23 protein-coding genes are annotated in these 21,982 nt (G+C 59.7%); 13 read left to right on the forward strand and 10 right to left on the reverse strand.

The features are described from left to right. The first annotated feature begins 58 nt into the window (after positions 1-58). Entirely contained in the window at positions 59-760 is a 702-nt protein-coding gene (locus GSVR_RS17585; RefSeq protein WP_173200115.1) for a DUF72 domain-containing protein, read from the forward strand. A gap of 135 nt (positions 761-895) precedes the next feature. Here GSVR_RS17585 and GSVR_RS17590 read toward each other — a convergent pair whose 3' ends face one another. The 4 genes from GSVR_RS17590 to GSVR_RS17605 form a co-directional block, all read right to left on the reverse strand. Then, positions 896-2,593: an HAD-IIB family hydrolase gene (locus GSVR_RS17590; protein WP_173200117.1), complete on the reverse strand. Its 1,698-nt coding sequence runs from the start codon at positions 2,591-2,593 to the stop codon at positions 896-898. Between the two features lie 18 nt (positions 2,594-2,611). Beyond that, positions 2,612-3,073, reverse strand: coding sequence for an intradiol ring-cleavage dioxygenase (locus GSVR_RS17595; RefSeq protein ID WP_173200334.1), 462 nt, complete (start codon positions 3,071-3,073; stop codon positions 2,612-2,614). Between the two features lie 233 nt (positions 3,074-3,306). Next, positions 3,307-4,074 carry a DUF3108 domain-containing protein gene (locus tag GSVR_RS17600; protein WP_173200119.1) on the reverse strand — a complete coding sequence of 256 codons (768 nt, stop codon included), beginning with the start codon at positions 4,072-4,074 and terminating at the stop codon, positions 3,307-3,309. Positions 4,075-4,084: 10 nt separating this feature from the next. Then, complete coding sequence (locus GSVR_RS17605) at positions 4,085-4,459, reverse strand: hypothetical protein (protein WP_173200121.1); 375 nt, start codon at positions 4,457-4,459, stop codon at positions 4,085-4,087. A gap of 228 nt (positions 4,460-4,687) precedes the next feature. Between GSVR_RS17605 and GSVR_RS17610 the strand changes: the two genes are divergently transcribed. The 6 genes from GSVR_RS17610 (at position 4,688) to proC (ending at position 9,817) form a co-directional block, all read left to right on the forward strand. Then, complete coding sequence (locus GSVR_RS17610) at positions 4,688-5,569, forward strand: alpha/beta fold hydrolase (RefSeq protein WP_173200123.1); 882 nt, start codon at positions 4,688-4,690, stop codon at positions 5,567-5,569. Between the two features lie 49 nt (positions 5,570-5,618). After that, a complete protein-coding gene (locus tag GSVR_RS17615) occupies positions 5,619-5,996 on the forward strand; it encodes a helix-hairpin-helix domain-containing protein (RefSeq protein WP_173200125.1) in 378 nt (125 codons plus the stop codon). Between the two features lie 146 nt (positions 5,997-6,142). Continuing rightward, the gene (gene hpnJ, locus GSVR_RS17620; RefSeq protein ID WP_173200127.1) at positions 6,143-7,573 is read left to right on the forward strand and encodes a hopanoid biosynthesis associated radical SAM protein HpnJ; all 1,431 of its coding nucleotides are present in this window, start codon (positions 6,143-6,145) and stop codon (positions 7,571-7,573) included. Positions 7,574-7,707: 134 nt separating this feature from the next. After that, on the forward strand, positions 7,708-8,574 hold the full coding sequence (gene hpnK, locus GSVR_RS17625) for a hopanoid biosynthesis-associated protein HpnK (protein WP_173200129.1): 867 nt from the start codon (positions 7,708-7,710) through the stop codon (positions 8,572-8,574). Beyond that, a complete protein-coding gene (locus tag GSVR_RS17630; RefSeq protein WP_173200131.1) occupies positions 8,567-8,947 on the forward strand; it encodes an EamA family transporter in 381 nt (126 codons plus the stop codon). Before hpnK ends, GSVR_RS17630 begins: the two co-directional genes overlap by 8 nt. Positions 8,948-9,004: 57 nt before the next feature. Then, complete coding sequence (gene proC / locus GSVR_RS17635) at positions 9,005-9,817, forward strand: pyrroline-5-carboxylate reductase (RefSeq protein WP_173200133.1); 813 nt, start codon at positions 9,005-9,007, stop codon at positions 9,815-9,817. 66 nt (positions 9,818-9,883) lie between these two features. On the opposite strand, the gene GSVR_RS17640 is transcribed toward proC, so the two are convergent. The 4 genes from GSVR_RS17640 to GSVR_RS17655 form a co-directional block, all read right to left on the reverse strand. Further along, positions 9,884-11,347, reverse strand: a complete 1,464-nt coding sequence (locus tag GSVR_RS17640; RefSeq protein WP_239077372.1) for a tetrathionate reductase family octaheme c-type cytochrome — start codon at positions 11,345-11,347, stop codon at positions 9,884-9,886. 131 nt (positions 11,348-11,478) lie between these two features. Beyond that, positions 11,479-11,802 (reverse strand): hypothetical protein, encoded by a 324-nt coding sequence (locus tag GSVR_RS17645; RefSeq protein ID WP_173200135.1) that lies wholly within the window; start codon positions 11,800-11,802, stop codon positions 11,479-11,481. Between the two features lie 32 nt (positions 11,803-11,834). Continuing rightward, a complete protein-coding gene (locus tag GSVR_RS17650) occupies positions 11,835-13,532 on the reverse strand; it encodes a DUF3373 domain-containing protein (protein ID WP_239077373.1) in 1,698 nt (565 codons plus the stop codon). 586 nt (positions 13,533-14,118) lie between these two features. Beyond that, positions 14,119-14,571: a universal stress protein gene (locus tag GSVR_RS17655; RefSeq protein WP_173200137.1), complete on the reverse strand. Its 453-nt coding sequence runs from the start codon at positions 14,569-14,571 to the stop codon at positions 14,119-14,121. Positions 14,572-14,803: 232 nt separating this feature from the next. On the opposite strand from GSVR_RS17655, the gene GSVR_RS17660 reads away from it, so the two are divergent. The 6 genes from GSVR_RS17660 (at position 14,804) to GSVR_RS17685 (ending at position 20,942) form a co-directional block, all read left to right on the forward strand. Further along, positions 14,804-15,586, forward strand: a complete 783-nt coding sequence (locus GSVR_RS17660) for an IclR family transcriptional regulator (RefSeq protein WP_173200139.1) — start codon at positions 14,804-14,806, stop codon at positions 15,584-15,586. 111 nt (positions 15,587-15,697) lie between these two features. Beyond that, positions 15,698-15,904 (forward strand): DUF4177 domain-containing protein, encoded by a 207-nt coding sequence (locus GSVR_RS17665; RefSeq protein ID WP_173200141.1) that lies wholly within the window; start codon positions 15,698-15,700, stop codon positions 15,902-15,904. A gap of 100 nt (positions 15,905-16,004) precedes the next feature. Then, positions 16,005-18,803 carry a DNA polymerase I gene (gene polA, locus GSVR_RS17670; RefSeq protein WP_173200143.1) on the forward strand — a complete coding sequence of 933 codons (2,799 nt, stop codon included), beginning with the start codon at positions 16,005-16,007 and terminating at the stop codon, positions 18,801-18,803. Between the two features lie 2 nt (positions 18,804-18,805). After that, entirely contained in the window at positions 18,806-19,531 is a 726-nt protein-coding gene (gene recO, locus GSVR_RS17675) for a DNA repair protein RecO (RefSeq protein WP_173200145.1), read from the forward strand. A 90-nt stretch (positions 19,532-19,621) separates the two neighbouring features. After that, positions 19,622-20,542 (forward strand): LysM peptidoglycan-binding domain-containing protein, encoded by a 921-nt coding sequence (locus tag GSVR_RS17680; RefSeq protein ID WP_173200147.1) that lies wholly within the window; start codon positions 19,622-19,624, stop codon positions 20,540-20,542. Positions 20,543-20,597: 55 nt separating this feature from the next. Then, a complete protein-coding gene (locus GSVR_RS17685) occupies positions 20,598-20,942 on the forward strand; it encodes an RNA-binding protein (RefSeq protein WP_173200149.1) in 345 nt (114 codons plus the stop codon). Positions 20,943-20,967: 25 nt separating this feature from the next. Here GSVR_RS17685 and GSVR_RS17690 read toward each other — a convergent pair whose 3' ends face one another. Together GSVR_RS17690 and GSVR_RS17695 are read right to left on the reverse strand one after the other, a co-directional pair. Continuing rightward, the gene (locus GSVR_RS17690) at positions 20,968-21,237 is read right to left on the reverse strand and encodes a cobalt transporter (protein WP_173200151.1); all 270 of its coding nucleotides are present in this window, start codon (positions 21,235-21,237) and stop codon (positions 20,968-20,970) included. Beyond that, positions 21,234-21,980 carry an energy-coupling factor ABC transporter permease gene (locus tag GSVR_RS17695; RefSeq protein WP_173200153.1) on the reverse strand — a complete coding sequence of 249 codons (747 nt, stop codon included), beginning with the start codon at positions 21,978-21,980 and terminating at the stop codon, positions 21,234-21,236. The genes GSVR_RS17690 and GSVR_RS17695 overlap by 4 nt, the downstream gene beginning before the upstream one ends. Positions 21,981-21,982 lie beyond the last annotated feature (2 nt).

The raw sequence follows: 21,982 nt of genomic DNA on the forward strand, positions 1-21,982 counted from the left end.
ACAAGGGGACGAATGCGCAAGGCCGGCAGAAGTGCTTCGTGAGCCCCGGGGGAGACACATGAACCTGTACGTCGGCACCAGCGGATACTCGTACGCGGAGTGGAAAGGCACATTCTACCCGGAGGAACTGGCTGCCAAGCGGATGCTCCATTATTACGGCCAGCAGTTCCGGACGGTGGAGATCAACAACACCTTCTATCGCATGCCCAGCGTCCGGCTGTTGGAAGCGTGGGCCAACGAGGTGCCTGAGCATTTCAGGTTCGTACTCAAGGCGCCGCAGCGGATCACCCATCTCCAGCGGCTCAGGGACAGCGGCGATTCGGTCGCCTATCTGCTGGAGGCAGTGGGCTCGCTGAAGCAGCGCCTGGGAGCGCTGCTGTTCCAACTGCCTCCGGGCCTGAGGAGGGATCTGCCCCTGCTGCGCGAGTTTCTGGCACCGCTGCCGCGCGGGCAGCGCGTGGCCTTCGAGTTCCGGCACCAGTCGTGGTTCGGGGACGAGCTCTTCGGACTGCTGCGCGATCACGGGGCAGGGCTCTGTATCGCCGAAGCGGAGGGCACGCTTGAGGTGCCGTTGGTGGCGACCGCCGACTGGGGCTATCTACGCCTGCGCAGGTCCGACTACGGCGAGGCGGAGCAGAGGCGGTGGGTCGAGTGGATACGGCAACAGGCCTGGGAAGATGTCTTCGTGTTCTTCAAACACGAGGATGGAGGCAATGCGCCGCGCTTGGCGAAACAGTTCCTGGAACTGGCCGGCGCCTGAGCCACCTGGCCCGTCTTAACAGGCTGTCGAAATTTCCAGGTTGTTCAAAAATGGGTAGATCGTCGCCCTCACAGGAACAAGGAGGCTGACGAGGACGGCGGCGATCTACCCATTTTTGAACAACCTTCTATTGCTTCATGCCGTGCCGGTGTAGTGTTCCTCGATGATCCTGCGCAGCAGGCGGCGTCCTTCCGCGGGGCTGTGCTCCTGCCGCTCCAGGCAGGCCACCTCTTCGGCCAGCTTGAGGTCCTTGATCGCTTCGCGCATCCAGCGGGAATAATCTCCGCTGCGGAGATGGTACGTCCAGGTTTCGTCGTCGACTCCATCGGCAATCTGCAGGAAGATCCGCAGATTCTGCGCCCTGATGTTCAAGCGCCCCTCCGGGCCGCGAAACCGGAAATTGCGGTCCTCCGGCAGTTCGCCCTCAGCGTATTTACGCAGGTGGCGGCGCAGTTCGGCCCGCGGCTGCAGGGGGCGGAAGCGGACGGCCGGTCTCTGCGTTTGCCAGAGCAATGCCTCCCCCTGCCCCAGGTGCATGTCAGAAATGACCGGAGGGGCATGCTCACCGGCGTGGGCAAAGGCTGCAATGGTTTCGGACGGATTCTCGCCGAGTGCGATAATGGTGTGCATCCGGGTCAGCAATTGCGGGGAGACAAGCTCGGGATGCACCGTTATCAACAGCAGCCCCTGCAGGAGTGTCGGCACCGGAAGCGGCGGCGAGGCCCAGGAGGCTGGCAGCAGATGATGCGCCTCATCGACGATCAGCCAGTGTGGTCTCCCGGTACGGCTGCGGAAATCCAGGAGCGCCGCGAAGAACCGTTCGAAAAACGCCGGTCGATCGTCCAGCGGCAGGCCGATCAGGTTGGCGCTGAAGTTCCCCTCCCCCCGTTCCAGCAACCCCATCAGCTCGGTGATGGTGGGGGGGCGGTCGCGGTCACCGACAGCCACTGCGTCAGCGAAATCGGCGTAATCCCCTTCGGGATCGATGATGCAGTACTGGTACTCCTGCTCGGCAAGCTGCTCCATGAAAGCGGTGGCAACGGTCGATTTGCCGCTGCCGGAGGTTCCGGCCAGCAGCAGGTTATCGCCGTAGCCCGGAACAGCCAGCCCCCCTCCGGCTTCATCCTGTCCGATCATCAGTTCGTGACGCTCCAGGGACAATTCGGCCAGGTCCGAGGCGAGCAGCCGCTCGGCGAGTTCGACCACCCCGCTGCCATGATCCGCAACAGTCACCAGGTCGGCATGGTCCTTCAGCACAGGCAGGGCGTTGGCAACCGCCACGGCGCACTCGCAGACCGACAGGAAGGCATGATCGTTTTCCGCGTCCCCGACGCCGACCGTATTATGGGGCGACAGTCCCAGCTCGCGCAGAGCCCGGCGCAGACCCACCGCCTTGTTGAGGCCGGTGGGGAGGACCATCACGGCCCCTTTATTGAAAATCACCTGGTATTCGATCCCCATCTCCCGGATCAAATCGAGGACCACATGGTCATGGGGCTCCCAAGTGGCCACGATCACCCTGCCACAGGCCAGGTCGTCCACGCCGCGCCGGCGCAGCTCAGCCGTGAATTCGGGCGGAGGAGGATCGCCGAGCGGGGTTTCCTCCTGGGTCTCCGGCCGATAGATCAGGGCGCCGTCCTCCGCCACGACCCGGTCGAACAGTTCCAGCCGGGGACAGACCTGTTTCAGCTCTTCCAGACGCCGCCCGGAGACGAGCAGCAGCCGGCGGCCGCTCTCCCTGAGGCGTTCCAGCGCAGCCAACGTCGCATCATCGACCCTGCCATTCAGGGCAAGCGTACCGTCATAATCGCAGGCAAGGGCGTGATAACGCATGTTTTTTCTCCGAGGCGGTTATTCCGGCTCGAGCACCAGATCGAATGTCGCGCTTTTCGCACCGCTCTGAGGGTAGTGCTGAGTGATCAGTCCGGCAAAGCCGCGCATATCCACCAGGATGTGGATATGGGGCGGCCGGCGGGCATAACCCGTCGGAAAATCGGTTTCGAGGCGGTAGCGCCCCTGTTTGTCGGCAATGATCGCCCCCCGGTGGGCATCGTCGTATTCTCCGTTCCTTCCGGTCTGCCAGAACTCGATCCTGGCACCGGGCAGGGGTTTGCAATCGGCCGCCGAGCGGACCGTTCCGGACAGGACATAACCGCTGCCGAGCTTGGAGCGCACGGGCGCGTTGGGCCGATAGAAGGGTCCGATCTCATCCCACTGTGTCGGCCGGCATTTCTGGGCCCCGCTGGCCGGTGCCGCTGAAGCCAGCAACAGGGCGGCAACACAGAATATGGACAAACTCGCCACATGGATCATACGCAATTTTACCTCCTCCCGATGTGCGGAGCAAACGTGCTGGCGCGATGTCCGGATACATAAACGTGAATCCCACTCGCTACCCATGCCGCCTATTCCTGCGTTCCGGTACAAGAGGTTGTCCAGACGGAGGTGATGCGGCACTGCCGGCATGACGCTCGGCTTCCAGGCCTCGCGGATTCAGGATAAACCAAAGCCCGCAAAAGCGGGCTTTGGGAGTCGTCACGATGCAATCACTTTCCGGCGGGCCAGTAACTTCCCCCCACCAGCGTAGCGGTGATGCTGCCGATCTTTACCTTGGACTTCATCAGGACCGGTATGCGGCGGTCGTCATCGGTGAGCCAGATGTACATGTCGCCGGTACGGGCAAAGATCCCCTCCGACTGCAGGATCGGCTTGATCACGATGGTCTTGAAACGCCCCAGCGGAGTGGAGATCTCCTCGCGCCGCAGAACCTGCACCTCCGTATTCCAGAGTCTCTTGCAGTCGAAGATGTCGATGTGGGTGGAGCTCCCCACCTGCAGCGGCACCGTGCGGAAATAGAAGAAGCTGGACAGGGTGTCGTAGGTACGTTCGGTGATCTTCTGGGTCTTGTCGGTCTTTTTAAGCAGATCCTTGGTGTTGACCTCCAGTTTTTCACGATCGAATGCGGCATCCTTCTCAAAGCGGGTCCACCCCTCGCGGATGCGCTCCCGGTACAGACGCGGCACTCCGATGGAGTGCGGCTGTTCGCCTTTGACCAGAATCGATTCGATCCGGTCGTCCACCGGAAACATGACCTTCAACCAGGCAGCCGAACGGGCGGTGGAAACGATTTTGATCTCATCCCCGTCCTGACTGACCTCCTGCACCGCCCGCCCCGCCGGAATACCGCTGTAGGAGATTTCAAACTCCAGCCGTTCCGGAATCGTAAAGGCCCGAACCGGTGAGGCTATCAGCAATGCAGCGGCCAGGGCCGTCATCAGCCCTGTCCGTACTGCGATGAATCTGAAACAGCTCATGGCAAATGTCCTAAGCCTGCCCGCCCACCTCCGCGTTTTCGAAAGCGGACCGCACCTTGTGCATTTCTTCCATCTCGCGCAGCTTTTCGCCCATCCAGGCATGGAAAACCTTGGCGTTTTCGTAACTCATCACAACGCCGGTGTCGATGAACCGGACCATGCTGTTCGTCAGATCCTCCGGCTCGACAGCGGTTTCACGACCGATGGAGCCTGCGGAGGTGATCTCGTGGCTGATCGACTCCGGCAGCGGTTGGCGTTCCAGGTAAAAATTGATGATCATTTCGCCCCTGGGCGAGAAACCGCCCTGGGCGCCGTTGACGTAGGTCGGATTGTAGCTGTAATTGAAGATGTACTTGAAGGTTAGCTCCGGTTTCTTCTGACTCATGTTGATCTCCTTGACGGGTAAAGTGGGACGCGCACGGCGTCGGAAAATTTCTCGCACTATTGCATTCCATGACCTCGAAGAAAAGAAAAACTTGCGTAAAGGGCCGTCCGGAGCTACATAAAAATTGATCTCCCGCCATTACCGGAAGATTCCCTGCCTGTCCGGCAGGTGTCTCGCATCCAGGTGTTTCTGCAATTATAGCATACCCCGTCGCCAGGAGTTGACAACGTGCCAGAACAACCACCGATGCATGACAGGGGCTTCGCGACCTTCACCCACTCTGCCGGCGATGTCATCCGTTACCGCACCGTCGGCTGCGGACCGCAGACGCTGCTGTTCCTGCATGGCTTCGCCGCCTCGATGCACACCTGGTACGACCTGCTGCCGTTCTTTCCGCCCGAGCGATTCACGCTATATCTGCTCGATCTGAAGGGGCACGGCGGCTCCTCCCGCCCGTTCAGCGGGGACTACTCCCCCCTTCACAATGCCGAACTCGTCAGGGCCTTCATCCGGTCAGCGCCTTTAAAGAAGATCACCCTTGTCGGCCATTCCCTGGGGGGAGGTGTGGCGCTCCTGGCAGCTCTGTCCTCCCCGGACGTGGAGCGCCTGATCTTGATCGGAGCGCCGGCTTATCCGCAGCAGATCCCGCACTTCATGGTGCGTTTGAGCTGGCCGGTGATCGGTCCGCTGGCAATGACGCTGCTGCCGTCGCAGATGATTGCCAGACTGGGGTTGCAGGCCGCCTTCTACCGGCACGAGCGCATCACCCGGCAGCTGATGGCCCGTTATGCCGCCTGCTATACAGGCTTCAAGTCCGCCTGCGCACTGGCACGCACCGTGCGGCACATCGTTCCGGCCAATTTTACGGAACTGATCGCACGCTACCGGGAGATCACCATGCCGGTGCTCTTGCTATGGGGTGAACATGACCGGGTGGTTCCCCTCTGGCAGGGGGAGCGGCTCCAGCGGGAACTGCCGGATGCGCGGCTGGACGTCATCCCGGATTGCGGTCACAATCCCCACGAGGAGCGGCCGGAGGCCACCTTTGCATGCATAGCGGCCTTCTTCGATTCCACGGACGTTGACAAGGTACAGGAGCGTGATAGATAGGGTTTATGATGGCTGAATCGATTCAGAAACGATGTGAAGGAGGTACGAAATGAAGAACGGACTCATAAAAACTGCATTGGCAGCTGTCGCAGCCCTCTTCTTGTCCAGCGGCCTCACCATTGCCGCCGATGTCACCGGTAATGATATCAAAGGGGCTGCCAAATCCACCGCAACTGACGTCAAGGATACGACGAAAGGCGCCGCCTCCGAAGCCACGTCGGCCGCCAAGGGCAAACTGGTCGACATCAACACCGCCAGCGAGGCCGAGCTGAAAGCCATTCCGGGCATTGGCGACGCCTATGCCAAAAAGATTATCGCCGGACGCCCCTATGCCAACAAGACCCAGCTCAAGTCCCGCAAAGTTCTGCCCGATCCGGTCTACGACAAAGTCAAGGATATGATCATCGCCAAGCAGCCCAAGAAGTAAGTTGAAGTAGGTTCACCGCCATCACGGCAGACGGGGCATCCGGCCATGGATGCCCCTTTTTTATGGCCGCCACAGCCGCAATAGCTTGACTTTATGACGTAAAATCACTATCCTGTCAGCTTTTTAGCCGCAGACAAGGAGCAGTGATGAAACCGTTATTTTTGAATCCCCCTACCTTCGAAGACTTCGACGGCGGCGCCGGTGCGCGCTATCAGGCCTCCCGCGAGGTAACCTCCTTCTGGTATCCCACCTGGCTCTGCTATCCCGCCGGCATGATCGAAGGAAGCCGCGTGGTGGACGCCCCGGTGCAGCGACTGACCCTGGAAGACTGCCTGAAGATTGCCAGGGATTACGATCTGGTGGTGATGTACACCTCTACCCCCACCCTCAAGATCGACATCGAAACCGCCCGCCGTATCAAGGCCCAGAAGCCGGAAACCGTAACGGTCCTGACCGGACCGCATGTGACCATCCTGCCCGAAGAATCGCTCGAGGCCGGCAACGGCATCATCGACATCGTCTGCCGCGGCGAGTTCGACTACGCCGTCAAGGAACTCTGCGAAGGGCGTGCCTGGGAACAGGTGGAGGGAATCAGCTTCCAGCGTAACGGCAACGTAACCCATACCCCTGACCGGCCGATCCTGACCGATCTGGATTCCCTGCCGTTCGTGGCGCCGATCTACAAACGCGACCTCGCCATCAGCGAATATGTCATTCCGCACTTCAAAAGCCCCTATGTGGCGATCTACACCAGCCGCGGCTGTCCTGCCAAGTGCACCTTCTGCCTCTGGCCCCAGACCTATTCCGGCCAGAAGATGCGCACCCGTTCTCCTCAGAGCGTCTACGAAGAGGTCAAGTGGATCAAAGAGAACCTCCCGGAGGTGAAGGATATCTCTTTTGACGACGACACCTTCTCGGCCGATAGAAAGCATGCCCGTGCCGTGGCGGAACTGATCAAGCCGCTGAACGTCTCCTGGGTCATCAATGCTCGCGCCAATTGCGACTACGAAACCCTCAAGATCATGCGCGACGCTGGGCTGCATCATGTCATCGTCGGCTTCGAGAGCGGCAACGCCCAGATCCTCAAGAACATCAAAAAAGGGGTCACCAAAGAGCAGGCCATCCAGTTTGTCAAGGACTGCAAGAAACTGGGCATCACCATCCACGGCGCCTTCATCATGGGACTGCCGGGCGAGACGCGGGAGACCATCAAGGAAACCATCGCCTACGCCAAGATGCTGGATCTGGATTCCATCCAGGTTTCGCTGGCCTCTCCCTACCCCGGCACGGAGTTTTACGAGCAGTGCAAGCGCGAGGGGTGGATCGCCTCGGATGCCTACATCGACGACACCGGCCACCAGATGTGCGTCATCAACTACCCGCACCTCTCCAACGCAGAGATCTTCAAGGCTGTGGAGGAGTTTTACAACAAGTTCTACTTCCGCCCGAAATACATCCTGCGCAGCATCGGCAAAATGATCGTGGACGGCGAAGAGCGCCGCAAGCTGCTCAAGGAAGGCAAACAGTATCTGGACTATATGCGCAAGCGCAAGCAAACCTGCGCCGAGTGCAAGTAGAAGATCAAAATCTTTGATAGACGCGGAAAGATCGGAAAAAGCGGAAGAGGACGGATTTAAGCAGAACATGCAGAAATGATCCGCCTTTATCCGCTTCTTCCGCCGTTTCCGTGTTCCATCGCTTTGAACTTCATATGAAACAACTGATCATCACATCCGACGATTTCGGCCTCTCCAGCGGCGTCAACCGCGCGGTGGAGGAGGCCTGGCAGACCGGACTCCTGACCTGCGCCTCGATCATGCCGGGTGGAGACGCTTTCGATGAGGCGGTCGCCATTGCCCGGCGCAATCCGGGACTCCAGGTGGGACTGCACCTGACCCTGGTGCAGGGACGCGCGGTCCTGCCGCGCAGCGATGTGCGCGAACTGGTGGATGCAGGGGGCCGCTTCACCGACAATCCGGTGGCAGCCGGCATGCGCTACTTTTTCGACCGGGGCCTGTACTGCCAGCTCAAACGTGAAATCGAGGCCCAGATCCTGCGGGTGCTGGAGGCAGGCATCCCGCTGACGCACATCGACGGACACCTCAACATCCATATGCACCCCACGGTCTTCCGCATCCTGAACGAGCTGATGCCGCGCCACGGGATCACCAGTTTCCGGCTCTCACGGGAACGCCTTTCCCACAACCTGACCTTCGACCGGGAACGGCGCCTGGGCAAGACGGTGGAGAGCATCGTCTTCGGTTCGCTGGCCAACCACTGCCTCCCCCGCCTGGAGCGGCTGGGCATCCGCCATGCCGGTGAGGTCAAAGGAGTCCTCAACTCGGGCAGGATGACCGAGGACTATATCATGAACATTCTGGAGGGTCTGGACGCCGACCTGACGGAGATTTACTTTCATCCCGGACGGCTACCGGACGCCGAGATCACGCGCCGCATGCCTGACTACCGGCACGAGGAAGAACTGGCCGCCATAACCAGTCCGCGCATCAGGCGCACACTGAAAGAGCTGGGCATCAGCCTGGTGAATTATCGAGGAGATGTAAAAGCGTATGTTTAAGACAATGATGGTGATGCTGCTGGCGGTAAGCGCCGGAACCGTTGGAGACATTTTGCTGGCCAAGGGTATGAAGGAGATGGGGGATCTCTCGGCCATGAACCTGCGGGGCATACTGGATGCCGCCTTCCGCGCCCTGACCACTCCCAAGCTGATTTGCGGGACCGCCATGCTGGCGCTGTTCTTTTTCCTCTGGCTGGCGGTGCTGTCCTGGGAGGACCTGTCGGTGGCCCTGCCGATGCAGGCGCTCAACTACGTGCTGGTAGCCTTCCTTTCGCAGTACTACCTGGGAGAGACGGTTTCGCCGTTGCGCTGGGCCGGCACGGTGCTGGTCTGCGTGGGAGTGATGATGATCACCAAGAGCAGTACGAACTAGTTCCGATACGCTGCGTTACATTTGCAAAAGCGGTGATTCTCTAAAAGGGGGCAGACCATGCTGGAGGGGAAAAGATTCGGATTCATCGGCGGCGGTAACATGACGGAAGCCATCGTCAAAGGACTTCTGGCCGGCGGCGTGCCGGCGGACACTGTCATGGTGGCGGAACCGCTGCCGCAACGCAGGGATTTCCTCTCATCGCACCACGCCGTTACGCTCAGCGATGACAATCACCAGATTGCACGGCAGGCCGATGTCATCATCCTGGCCGTCAAACCGCAGGTGGCAGCCAGTGTCCTGACTGATCTGGAAGCGACCGTTTCGGCGGACAAACTGGTCATCTCCATCATGGCCGGCATTTCCACCACCTTTATCGAGGACGCTCTTGCCAACGGCGTCAGGGTGGTGCGTGCCATGCCCAACACGCCTGCCCTGATCCAGGCGGCCGCCACTGCCATTTCGCCCGGCAGAAAGGCCAATGCTGCCGATCTGGAAACGGCCGATGCGATCTTCTCCCGGATCGGTACGGTGGTCACTCTTTCCGAAAAACAGATGGATGCAGTCACCGGACTTTCGGGCAGCGGGCCGGCCTATGTGTACAGCTTTATCGAGGCGCTTTCCGATGCCGGGGTGAAGAATGGATTGGCGCGGGATGTGGCACGGGAGCTGGCGATCCAGACTGTGCTCGGGGCGGCGCGGATGGTGGCTGAAACCGGAGAGCACCCGGCTCTCTTGCGGGAAAAGGTCACCTCTCCCGGCGGTACGACCATTGCCGGACTGCATGCCCTGGAACAGCGGGGCTTCCACGGCATTGTCATGGATGCCGTTGATGCCGCCTGCAGACGTTCGAAAGAGCTGGCCAGCAAGTAGAGACATCACCGCACGTTGCCTGAAAGGCCACCGCCATGAGGTGGCCTTTCAGGCCGGTTCATACGCCTATTCTCCGTTCCGCTTGGTGGCCGGTTTCTGAAGTCTGCCGCCGGTGCGCATCGGGTCCCCCGGGTATCCCAGGGCCTTCCAATCCAGCCGCGTCCCCCCCAGATGACATTCGCCGCATTGCAACGCTTCTTCCTTGGGCGCCACCTCGTGCGGCACACTCAGATATGACACGGTATTGACAAACCGGTACCTGCCACTGTAGGGCAGGCCCGCCCCTTTGGCCCCTTCTGCCAGGGCCTTGTTCCAGTCGAAATCGGTCCACAGTGATTTATACTGCTGGAATACGCTCAGGTACTTGAATTCCGCATCCATGGGCTGATCGCCGGTATAGTACTTGTACGGGTAGATCTTTGCCGTGGCATCGGCGATGCTGCCCACCGGCGCGGTCATTATCACTGGTACGGCCGGATCTTTGATGACCTGTCCTTTCATGTAGCGCTCGATGGTCCCGTTATACCACCGGTACACCGGCTTGACGTTCATGCCCCAGCTGAAGGTGCCCTTGCGCTTGTCAAAGGTCTCTTTGTCGTACTCCTCCTCCCCTTTCATATCTTTTCCCGCATCGGACCACTTCCAGGACATTTTGGTGGCCTGCGCCTTGGCAAACAGGGGGATATGGCAGGTCTGGCACGCCACCGATTGCAGATGACGCGCCAGAATCGCGCTGTTCTTCGACTTCCGGTGCGGCGCCTTGTCGCCGCTGTGACAATCCTCGCAGGCCACGCGCGACTCGAAATGTGCCATCATGCTCGAAGCGCCGGCGATCTTGTGGTCTTTTGTCCTGTGACAATCCTGACAGTTCATATCCTGTCCGCCGCTGGCCTTGGTGCCCATGTGGACATCCTGTGTCCTGGGCGCCTTTTCGAGGGTAGAATCGAGCCCCGGAGATTTGACCGCATCCGCTCCCCCCCCGAAGAAGTGGCAATAACCGCAATTTTTCCGTGTCGGAGCACCGACGCTCTGGGCGGCCAGTTCCAGGTTCATGGCCCCCTTTTCCATTGACTTCATGTCGACCGTACAGCCGCTGGCGGACCGCTGATAGTTGCCTTTGCGGGCATGGCACACCAGGCAGTCGATCCGCCCCTTGTCACTGAAGTCGAAATTCGTGCGGGTCCAACCGTAACCGGCATGGCATTTTCCGCAGGCTTCATGCACCAGACCATCGGCACCCCCTTCAATCGAGGTGCAGAAGGCGTTGAGCATGTTGGCCTTGCCGTACTCGGCCGTACTTTTTTCCATTCCCTGGACATGGTTCGGTGTCCCTTTCCACTTCCAGTGGGCCGTCTTCATGAAATCCGCGGCCTGCTTTTCGTGGCATTCCAGGCATACCGCGGTAACCTGTTCACCAGTCTTGAACGGTCCTTTCACGAATTCGGCATGATCCTGCCCGGCAACGGTAAGTCCCCTTCCCAAAAAAATTCCCACCAGTGCCAGCAGCACCAGCTTTCTCATGATAGACATCGTGTTTCTCCTTTACGGCGATAGTGTCTCCTCGAATCGCACACACTGAAGGCTGCATCAGGGTACGGGCACGTTGCCGGGGCACCGGCGTTCCAAGCCGCAGTGCCCCGGCAGGTGTTCGTTACCGGTTCCTAGCAGCCGGCTGTTTTGCGGAACAGTTTGCTGCTGTTCCTGTTGTCCTCTTTTTCGAACTTGCAGCGGATCTCGTCCCCCTCCACGATGCGCTTGTCCTTGAATTTATCGAGGGTCAATTCGTCAGTGACCATGATGGTGACTGTTTCACCGGTCTTGCTGTCCTTGAGAGTCGCCGTGGCGCTCTGCCCATTGGCTGCCAGCTCGATTTTGGTGATCGTGCCCACCATCTTGATCTCTTCGGCACTGACGCTCCCGACATGGAGTAATGTAGCCAACACCAGCGCGGCATAAAGTTTCGCAATAAACCTGATCCTTTTCATACGTTGATCCTTTCCGGCAGATTGCCGCGAGATTAGAAGTGCACTTCAAAGGTGGCGTATACGTCGTGAGCTTCCTTCAGGGGCGCCAGCAACAGCATGTCGCTCCCCTGGATCGAAGAGATCTTCTGCGGCGCGCCAACCCAGTTGTTGCTCCCGGTGTATTCGAAATCGTAATACTGGTAGCCGAGCTTGAAAAAAGCCTTGGCAAAGTAGGAAGAGATCGGCTTCAGGTTAAGCTCCTGAATGATGTACGGTTCATAGACATTGCCGCGCGTGCCGACTTTGGCGGTCCAGATGTCGTCTGCCGCGGGGGCGAAGGTGATCCAGTTCTTGGAGCCGTGGTTGAACTCGAAGCCGATCTTGGTCCGGGAGGGGAGGTCATAGCGCACGCCGGCATAGACGGCCCAGCCGGTCTTGCTGGTCGGCGCCTCGGGCGCCAGAAATGCTCCGGTTCCCAGCCCCTGGAAGCCCGCATTGGCCGAGACATTGCCATTGGGATGGGTGACGCTCATGCCGAAGTCGCTGAAGAACGTCAGAGTGCCCGGGCCTACCTTCTTGAGGGTGCTCATCACGCCGGCGCCGTACCAGTCGATATCCCCCAATGAGACAGAAGGTGAGGTGCTGCCGAAGGCAGAGGTGTTGCTCATCACCGGGAAATCGAAGATATTGAAGCCTCGATTCCACTGCAGCCAGATACGAAGGGGATCGGTATCCACCGGAATAACCGCGACTCCCAGCATGTCGGTATCCTTGATGCTGTTGGTCGGCGTTTTGAAGCCGCTGTCGAAACCACGGCCGTAGCAGACCTTGGCATAGGCGCCGGGCAGGGCCTCGATATCGGGGGCATAGCCCAGGGTCATACCATCAAAGGCATAATCGACCAGCAGTGCCGGCGTGCCGCCATTGCCGGGACGCTCCCGGTTGAGCCTGAGGTTTTCCGGGGCACCGTCGGTTGAGGGGCGGCGGCCTACCGAGAACCAGACCGGCTGATCGGCGATATTGCTCCAGGTAGCGTAGGCCCGGTCGACATTCAGGAGGCTGCTGGAAGGGATATGACTGATCGTGCCGTCGAACACGCCAATCCGATCGGCAAAGAAGTTGCCCGTGACCTGGGAGTCGTCCTCCGAGCCGAACGATTTGTACATCGCCAGTTTCACCGTAACGCTGACATCCTGGGTAGCTTTGGCGTGCAGATCAAGACCCAGCTTATTGGTGTAGAGGGTTTCGTTCTTCGGTTTGTAAGCGGGAACGGCGGCTCCGGCTCCAAGTTGCTGCAGATAGGCGGCAGCCGCCGCGGGATTACCGGCAAAAGCTCCGCCCGGTGCGGTCAGATAGTTGACCATATTGCCCATCAAGGCCTGGGGAGTCAGCCCCTGGACCGCGGCATAGGATCGGGAGCCGAGCAGCCCCTGGGCCTGGGGAGTGGCGAAAAATCCCTTGGTGTTGCTATCCTGCTGCACGCTGTTCATAAAGGCCGGGGCGCTGGTATAGGCAACGGTCTGGCCATGCAGGCTGTCCACGCGGAAGCGGAAGTCGCCGCCGATGGTCAGCCATTTGCCGATCGATTTATCCTCGGTACGCTTGACCTGCCCTTTGAGTATTTCCATCTCCCGTGTCAATGAGTCGATCCGCTTCTGCAGATCTTCGTCGAGAGCGTGGGACTCCAGCGGGAAAGCTGTACATGCTGCGAGGGCCACGACAATCTTCAGTACACTCTTCTTCATCTTCATTCGAATCCTCCTTATGGTGATGTGCTGCTCCTCCATTTTCATCGCACCGGCCGGCCGAGCCTGTTCATGTGCCCGAAGAATGACACATAAATCAATATAACTATATATAACGTTTTAACGATTAATTAAGCAACAAAAGTGCCAGCCTTCTAAGGGAAGGAAAACGGAACAGGGCATGGGCGTTGCCGATCTACTTGGTTTTATTGGACGTAAAGACGGGAATTGGAGGGTGAAGAAAAGAAGAGAGGATAGGCGATAAAACGCCCAAGGCCGGATGAATGAAGACGAATCTACAACATCTTGCCGAGGCTTTTCTCCGCTTAATGGCTAGGACACCTGGCGGAAATACGCGAAACAACGGACTGGTAATTTTAGTGCGGATCACCTGCTTTATCCTGCCCATTCAGACGCTCGTACAGCTCGATCTGTTCGGCCTGCGAGAGTTTGCGGCGGCAGCAGGAGGTACGATTCAGGCAGAGCCTGCAACGGTCGTCGGAACACCACTGACAGAAACTGCAGTCGGGGCAGGGATGTTTTTTGGCGGTTTCCTCACTCATTGTAGATGCAGTAGTGGAGCACATTCGCGTTACCTGACGATATAGACCGAGCAGTGAGCACTGCTGGCAACCTTGTGGGAGATGCTTCCCTTGATGCGACGCTGCAGGAATCCTTTACCGGAACTGCCGATCACGATCACGTCCACCTGCTCCCTTTTGGCAAATTCGAGCAGCTTCTCCACCGGTTCGCCGTATTCGACGATCATGTCCAACGGTATGTCGTTTTCGAGAGCACTTTTCTCGACGACATAGAAGATACGCCGCCTGAGATCTTCCCACTTTGCGGTTTCGGTGACCGGCGCGGCGGGTACGAAATCGGAATAGGTGGCTGTGGGGGCATTCGGCAACACCAGCATGGCATAGACCCGGCTGGTAAACTGGCTGCTGCTCCCGGCCGCCATCCGCACCGCCTCTTCGGCGGCCTTATCGGACTGGGGCGATCCATCGATGGCGACCAGAATTTTTTTCCTGAGATTCAGCATGCCCCCTCCCTTCTGATTTCAGTAGCTTGCGCCCAAACAGGGGTGCAAAATCACCATGAATATATAAGAATTTTTCATGCTTGACAATTATAAAACATTATTCTAGGATTTTGAGAAACACAAGTTTCTTGACCCGCTTTTACTTAATGTGCTAGTTTTAGTAGATCTTTCCATACCTTGCATCACCACAATCCGCGTCGTTTTACGACAATTTCTTACACAGGATACCACCATGGCAAAAAAAGAAAAATCGGAATATCTCATCCAGGCTGTTTCCCACGCCCTGGATCTTTTGGAACAATTTCACGGTGAAGTTGACGAATTGGGGGTCACCGAGCTCAGCAAACGGCTCAAGCTCCACAAGAACAATGTGTTCAGACTGCTGGCCACCCTGGAATCGCGCGGATACATCGAGCAGAATCGTGTAACGGAAAACTACCGGCTGGGATTGAAAACGCTGGAGCTGGGACAGACCTTCATCCGTCAGATGGGTCTGCTGCGCCAGTCGAAGCCGGTATTGGAAGCGCTGGTAAAGGAATGCAACGAGACCACCTATGTTGCCATTCTCAAGGAGTTCAGCATCGTGTACCTGGATGCCGTTGAAACCGACCTGACAGTGCGCGTCGTGCCCCGTGTCGGCTCGCGTCTGCCCGCTTACTGCACTGCCGCCGGGAAAATACAGATCGCACACATGAGCGACGAGGAGTTGGAGAACTATCTTCCCACCAAGGAGCTGAAACGCTTCACCCACAACACTATTACCGACCGCGACGAACTCAAGAAACAGCTCAAGACCATCGTCGAGCAGGGCTTCGCCGTGGACGACGAGGAACTGGATGTGGGTGTCAAGTGCGTTGGCGCGCCGATCCGCGATTATACCCGCCGCATCATCGGAGCGGTCAGCATCTCCGGTCCGTCGATGCGTTTCAGCGACGAGCGCATGGAAAAAGAGCTGATTCCGCTTGCCATCAAGGCTTCCGAAGAGATTTCAGCCAAGCTCGGTTTCCAGAAATAGGCGTGTTCATCCTTCATCACCAGAGGCGGCTTTCGGGCCGCCTTTTTTGTTTTCTTGATGCTTAACGAACATTTGGCTACTATGACTGGAATTCGTAAAGAAGGACTCCCCATGCTGACCTACAAAGTTATCGAGCTGGGAAACGTAACCGAGGAAACGATAGAAGAGGCCCTCAACACCTGGACTGCCAAGGGCTGGCGCTTCGATGGCATGCAGTTCGCCATGCGCGAATCCAGCCGACGCCCTTCCATGGCCTTCATGCTCTTCACGCGTGACGATGTCCGGGAAGAGTGCCCGCCCGTTTCCACCGACATCTGAATCTAAAGGCACCGCACACATACGACCCCGCTCGGAGCCCTTTCCGAAGACAATAGCTGCGGATGTCGCACGTTCCAAACCGCACAGCAAGGACATACCCATGTCTCACGACAATACCCTGTATCTGGTGGACGGCTCTTCCTACATCTACCGCGCCTACTACGCCATCCGCCATCTTTCGTCCCCCAGCGGCCATCCCACCAATGCCATCTATGGCTTCGTGCAGATGCTGCTCAAGCTGCTCAAGGATTATGACCCCCGGCACGTGGCCGTGGTTTTCGACGCAGGAAGAGCCACCTTTCGCCATGACATCTATGCCCAATACAAGGCCAACCGCATCGCCATGCCCGATGACCTGCGTGCCCAGGTGGGGCCGATCCGCGAAGTGGTGCGGGCCTTCGATATTCCGACCCTGGAGCTGGAGGGATTCGAGGCCGATGACATCATCGGTGCGCTGGCCGCGCGTTTTGCCCACAACGGCGGCCGCGTGGTAGTGGTTACCGGCGACAAGGACCTGATGCAGATCGTGACCGAAAAAGTGACCCTGCTGGACACGATGAAAGGCACCGAATCGGGTATTGCCGAGGTGATCCAGCGCTTCGGAGTGGAACCCGCACGGGTGATCGACATCCTGGGGCTGGCAGGAGACACCTCGGACAATATCCCCGGCGTGCCGGGCATCGGCGAGAAGACCGCCATCAAACTGATCCAGGAATACGGGTCACTTGACGGACTGCTGGAACGCAGCCACGAGGTCAAGGGCAAATGCGGCGAAAAACTGCGCGAGTTCCGCGAACAGGCACTGCTCTCCCGCCGGCTGGCCACCATCGAATGCTCCGTTCCAGTCGAAATCGCCCTTGATGATCTTGGCGCGCGCGAACCGGACCAGGAAACCTTGAACGCGCTCTTCAAACTCTACGGCTTCACCTCGCTGATCAAGGAGCTCACCGGCCGTTCCACCCTGAGCAGCGACAACTACCGCACCATTACGACCCCGGACGAGTTGGAAGAGCTGGTCACAGCGCTGGAGCAGTGCGGAGAGTTCGCACTGGACCTGGAAACCACGGCCCTTGATCCGCGTCTGGCGGAAATCGTCGGCTTTTCGTTTTCCTGGCAAGAGCACGAGGCCTGCTACCTGCCGGTAGGCCATGTGACCGGACCGTGCCCGACCCCTTCCGGTCCGCTGCAGGACCCGCATACCGTCCGCAGGGCACAGGCGCCCCTGTTCGCAGCCCTCGATCATGCCTCCGACAGTGTGACCTCCCCCACGGAGCACTGCACCATGCAGCCCGGGCAACTGCCCCGCGCCATGGTCCTGGAGCGCCTGAGGCCGCTGCTGGAGAACCCGGCCCTGCGCAAGGTCGGGCAGAACATCAAGTTCGACCTGCAGGTACTGGCAACGCACGGCATCAGCTTGGCCGGGACATGGTTCGATACCATGCTGGCATCCTATCTTCTCAATCCCGCGCGTCAGACGCACGGCATGGATGCGCTTTCCATCGAGCATCTCGGCCACAAGATGATCAGCTACAGTGAGGTAACCGGCAGCGGCAAGGAACAGAAGAACTTTTCCCAGGTGGAGATCGAGGCCGCCAGCCGCTACGCCTGCGAGGATGCCGACGTTACCTGGCTCCTGCGGCGCAAGTTCGAGCCGTTGCTGAACCAGGGGGGCCTGGAGACCCTGTTCCACACCGTGGAGATGCCGCTGGTGACGATCCTGGGTGAGATGGAGCAGCACGGCGTCCTGCTGGACACACGGATGCTGGCGTCTCTCTCGACCACCTTTGAAACACGCCTGTGCGAGCTGGAAAAACACATTTTCGAGCTGGCCGGCAGCCCCTTCAACATCAATTCGCCGAAGCAGTTGGGCGAGGTTTTGTTCGAGCGGCTGGGGCTCAAGACCGGCAAAAAGACCAAGGGTAAAACCGGCTGGTCCACCGACAACGAGGTGTTGACCGCCCTGGCCGAGGAGGCGGAGATCGCCCGGCTGATCCTAGACTACCGCGGCGTTGCCAAGCTCAAGTCCACCTACAGCGATGCGCTGCCCCGCATGGTCAATCCCCGCACGGGACGGGTACATACCTCCTACAACCAGACCATCACCAACACCGGCCGGCTCTCGTCCTCCGATCCGAACCTGCAGAACATACCGATCCGCAGCGAGGAGGGGCGCATGATCCGTCACGCCTTCATCGCCCCCCCGGGACACGTGATCCTGGCTGCCGACTATTCGCAGATCGAGCTGCGCGTGCTGGCCCACCTGTCCGAGGACCAGGTCTTCTGCCATGCCTTTGCCCACGACGAGGACATCCACACCCGCACCGCAGCCGAGGTCTTCGGCCTGTTTCCGGAGATGGTCACCTCCGAGATGCGGCGCCAGGCCAAAACCATCAACTTCGGCATCATCTACGGCCAGGGGGCCTTCAGTCTTGCCAAACAACTGGGAGTTGCCCGCAAGACCGCGGAGGAATTCATCGCTGCCTACAAGGAGCGCCACCACGGTGCCATCGACTTCCTGGAATCCTGCATCCGCCAGGCCCAGGAAACCGGCTGCGTCCATACCATTCTCGGCCGGAGACTGCCGATCCCCGAAATCTCCAGCTCCAACGGCAACATACGCGCCTTTGCCCAGCGCAACGCCATCAACTACCCGATCCAGGGATCGGCTGCGGATATCATCAAGGCGGCCATGATCCGGGTGGCTGCCCGCATTCGCGCCGAAGAGCTGAAAAGCCGGCTGATCATGCAGGTCCACGACGAACTGGTGTTCGAGGTACCGCAAGAGGAACTGGTGCAGATGGAACTGCTGGTGGAGGAGGAGATGTCCCGGGCCGTGACCCTGCGGGTGCCGCTCAAGGTCGATATCAGCCACGGCTCCAATTGGAGCGAGGCCCACTAGCGATGCACCCCGAGAGGCTGCAGGCCTTTGTGCTTGGCACCCGTGATTACGGCGACACCGACCGGATCGTGTCGCTCTTTACGCTGGAGCATGGCCGCATCCGATCCTTTGCCCGCGGCGCCCGCAAGAGCCGCAAACGCTTCGGCGCGGCACTGGAGGCCTTTGCCCGCATCGAGGTCCAGGTCAGGCTCAAGGAGGGATTGTGCGGTCTCACCCAGGCGGAGATCCACAGCATCTATCCCCGCATCCGCGGTGACCTGAACGGCATCGCCCATGCCCTGTACGCCTGCGAACTGGTAGAGGCGATCAGCCCCGAGGGGCACCCCCTGCCGCGCCTCTACCGCCTGCTGTCAGCCTACCTGGACCGGCTGGAAGCGACTGCGGCCGACACGGCGGAGCGGCGATTTTTCGAGATCAACCTGCTCAATATCCTCGGGTACCGCCCTTCCCTGGAGACCTGTTCCCGCTGCGACACCCCTTTCGGCGGCACAGGGGCGCTCCTGTCGGAGGGGGGAGAGCTGAACTGCCGCTTCTGCGCCGGCAGCGGCCGTCCCGTATCGGCAGCCACCCTCTCCCTGTTGCTGTCCTGCCTGGCTACCGGCACCTTCGGATCGATCCCCTTTTCAGCCGAAACGACCGCCCAGGCCGGAGCGCTGCTCGATCAGGCCATTGCCGCCCAGGTGGGACGCCGCCTGAAAAGCGTCGATTTTCTGCAACAGGTTTCCTGAAGCATTCTCGCAAATCGGCATATGACAATGCCTGAAGCTGTGGTAGAGTGTGGCGCAAATTCCGATACATTGCGATGCGTGGTGGTTCCCATGAAAATCATTGTTCCAGTCGCGGCGATTCTCGGCCTTGCCCTGTGCGGGGCTGCCCTCGGCTCACCCTCGGAGTTCGACATCAACCCGAAGGATCTTCCTCCCAGCCGGGCCTCGGAGTTCGAACTCGATCTAAAAGAGCTGCCCCCGGCACGACCGGGCAAGCCGTCCCAGCCGCCACGCATCCAGCACCGGAAGCACCGGACGGAACACCGCGAGTCTGCCTCCGGCGAGATCGTCAGGTACACCGTCCGCCCGGGAGACCATCTCTACCTGATCCTGGTGCGGCACTTCGGGCTGTCCGACGAGGCGGCGGAGCGGCTGATCCCCCAGGCGATGCAGCTCAACGGCATTCATAATCCCCGCGCCCTGCAGGTTGGGCAGGAGCTGAAGATACCGCTGACTGCACGGGCATCCAAACATGCCGGGAAAGGGAGCGCGAAACCGGCGGCTGCGGATCGCCACGCGGCCACTGCGGCGGCAACTGCCCAGGATTCTCTCCCCGTCAGCATCGCCGCTGCCCCGAGCTGCGTCATGGCCCGCAAAATGACCGAAGGCCTGGGGCTGCTGGCTCCCCAGCCGGGCATCATGCAGGGGATTCTGGGCTTTACTGCCAGCAACGCCGGCCTGTCGGTGGTCGTTGCCTGCGAATTGCCGGCATCCGAAGCCTACACCTATGAGCGGCTGTTGATGCCGTACAATACACAGCTGCTCGTGTTCAGGGAGGATGAGTCCCCCCGACGGATCATCGAGAAATTGGCCAACAGGCTGGGACTCCGCTATACCATCGAGGATCGGAATGCCCCGGAATCATCGGCATTGAGCTATGTTTTCGAGGAGGTTGGCCCTGAGCGGCGCACGGTCAGACTGACGCTGCTCCCCTCCACGGATGAGAGAAAAGTGGGCAACAAGAAGAAATGAACGGTCGCCGACAATAGGCCGTGCCGTCTAATTCGAAGGAATCAAGGAAAACGAGATGAGAAACGAGCTGTACCTGGGAAGCATATCGGCCAAGGCCACTGAAGAGGACATCAGGAAACTGTTCGCGGTGGTGGGAACCGTCACATCGATCCACCTGATCCGGGACCCGCAGACGGGAGAATTCAAGGAGTGCGGCTACGTCAGGATGGCGACCGTGCAACAGACCAAAGAGGCGATCGAGGTGCTGGACGGCGCCTTTTTCATCGATCGCGTGCTGTCGGTCAGCGAGGCGCGCCCGCAGCCCCCCCAGGGCAAGAAACGCCCCTTTGGCGGAAACCGCCGTAACACGGGCCCGGCCCAACGGCCGCCGAAAGGCAGCACCAGCCGCGGACGAAAGTAAGCATTCCGGATCAAAGGCCCCAACCTCAGTTGGGGCCTTTCCTTCCCTCCAGCAGCATCCGCCAGTAGTATCCGGCCACAAACCCACCGATACTTCCCGCCGCCAGAAAGGCGAACAACTGCAGATCCCCTTCGCCGGTGTCGATCAACGGTTCCCGGGCAGGGCGCCCCTGTTCCCGGGCGATCCTGTTGACCACCGCCTCGTCGATCCCGGGCCACTTCTCCCCGGCACACGCAGGACCACCGCAGCAGCAGACAAACAGCAGTACGGAAAACAGTACGGTCCGTATCTTCATCGCCCCTCCCCCTTCGTGACAGCCAAAGCGGTGCGGGCCAACAGGTCGGGACGTTTCCTGACCAGCAGCGACACCATGCCGGCGGTGATGGCCCCCTCGATCACCCCCAGCGGGAGCTGGGTGGGAACAAAAGCCAGAGCGATCTTACCCGCCAGCGGCCAAAAGGGGCTGGTCCCTTTGATGCCTGCCGCCATGATCAGGGCAGTACCGGCATAGGTCGCCCAATCCGACAGAAGACCGGCAGCAAAGGCGGCGGGCACGACTCCGGCCCCGCAGGCGCGCAACCCGCGGAAAGCAAAGTACCCGGCAAAGGAGCCTATGATCCCCATGGTGAAGAGATTGGCACCCCAGGTGGTCAGCCCGCCGTGGGCCAAGAACAGCGCCTGGATCAGGAGCGCGACCGCCGCGGTGACCACTCCCAGTGCCGGACCCAGCAAAACCGCAGCCAGACCGGTGCCGCAGGGGTGAGAGCAGGTTCCGGCCATGGGCACCGGTATCGGCATGCAGGAGATCACGAACACCACGGCCGCCACCATGCCGACCAGAGGCTTACTGGAAAGGTCGCTGGCGGCACGCCTGGTCAGGGTGCGGAGTCCGATTGCCAGAAACGGGGCAGAGGCGGCAAACCAGAAAGCAGCCCAATTAAAGGGCAGAATGCCCTCAGAAATGTGCATGGCGAATGACGTTGACGGCAGCAGGAAAACAGGCAGGGCCAACAATGGAACAATGCTGTGGCGGTTCATAA

Source organism: Geobacter sp. SVR (genome assembly GCF_016865365.1).
Taxonomy (GTDB): Bacteria; Desulfobacterota; Desulfuromonadia; order Geobacterales; family Pseudopelobacteraceae; genus Pelotalea.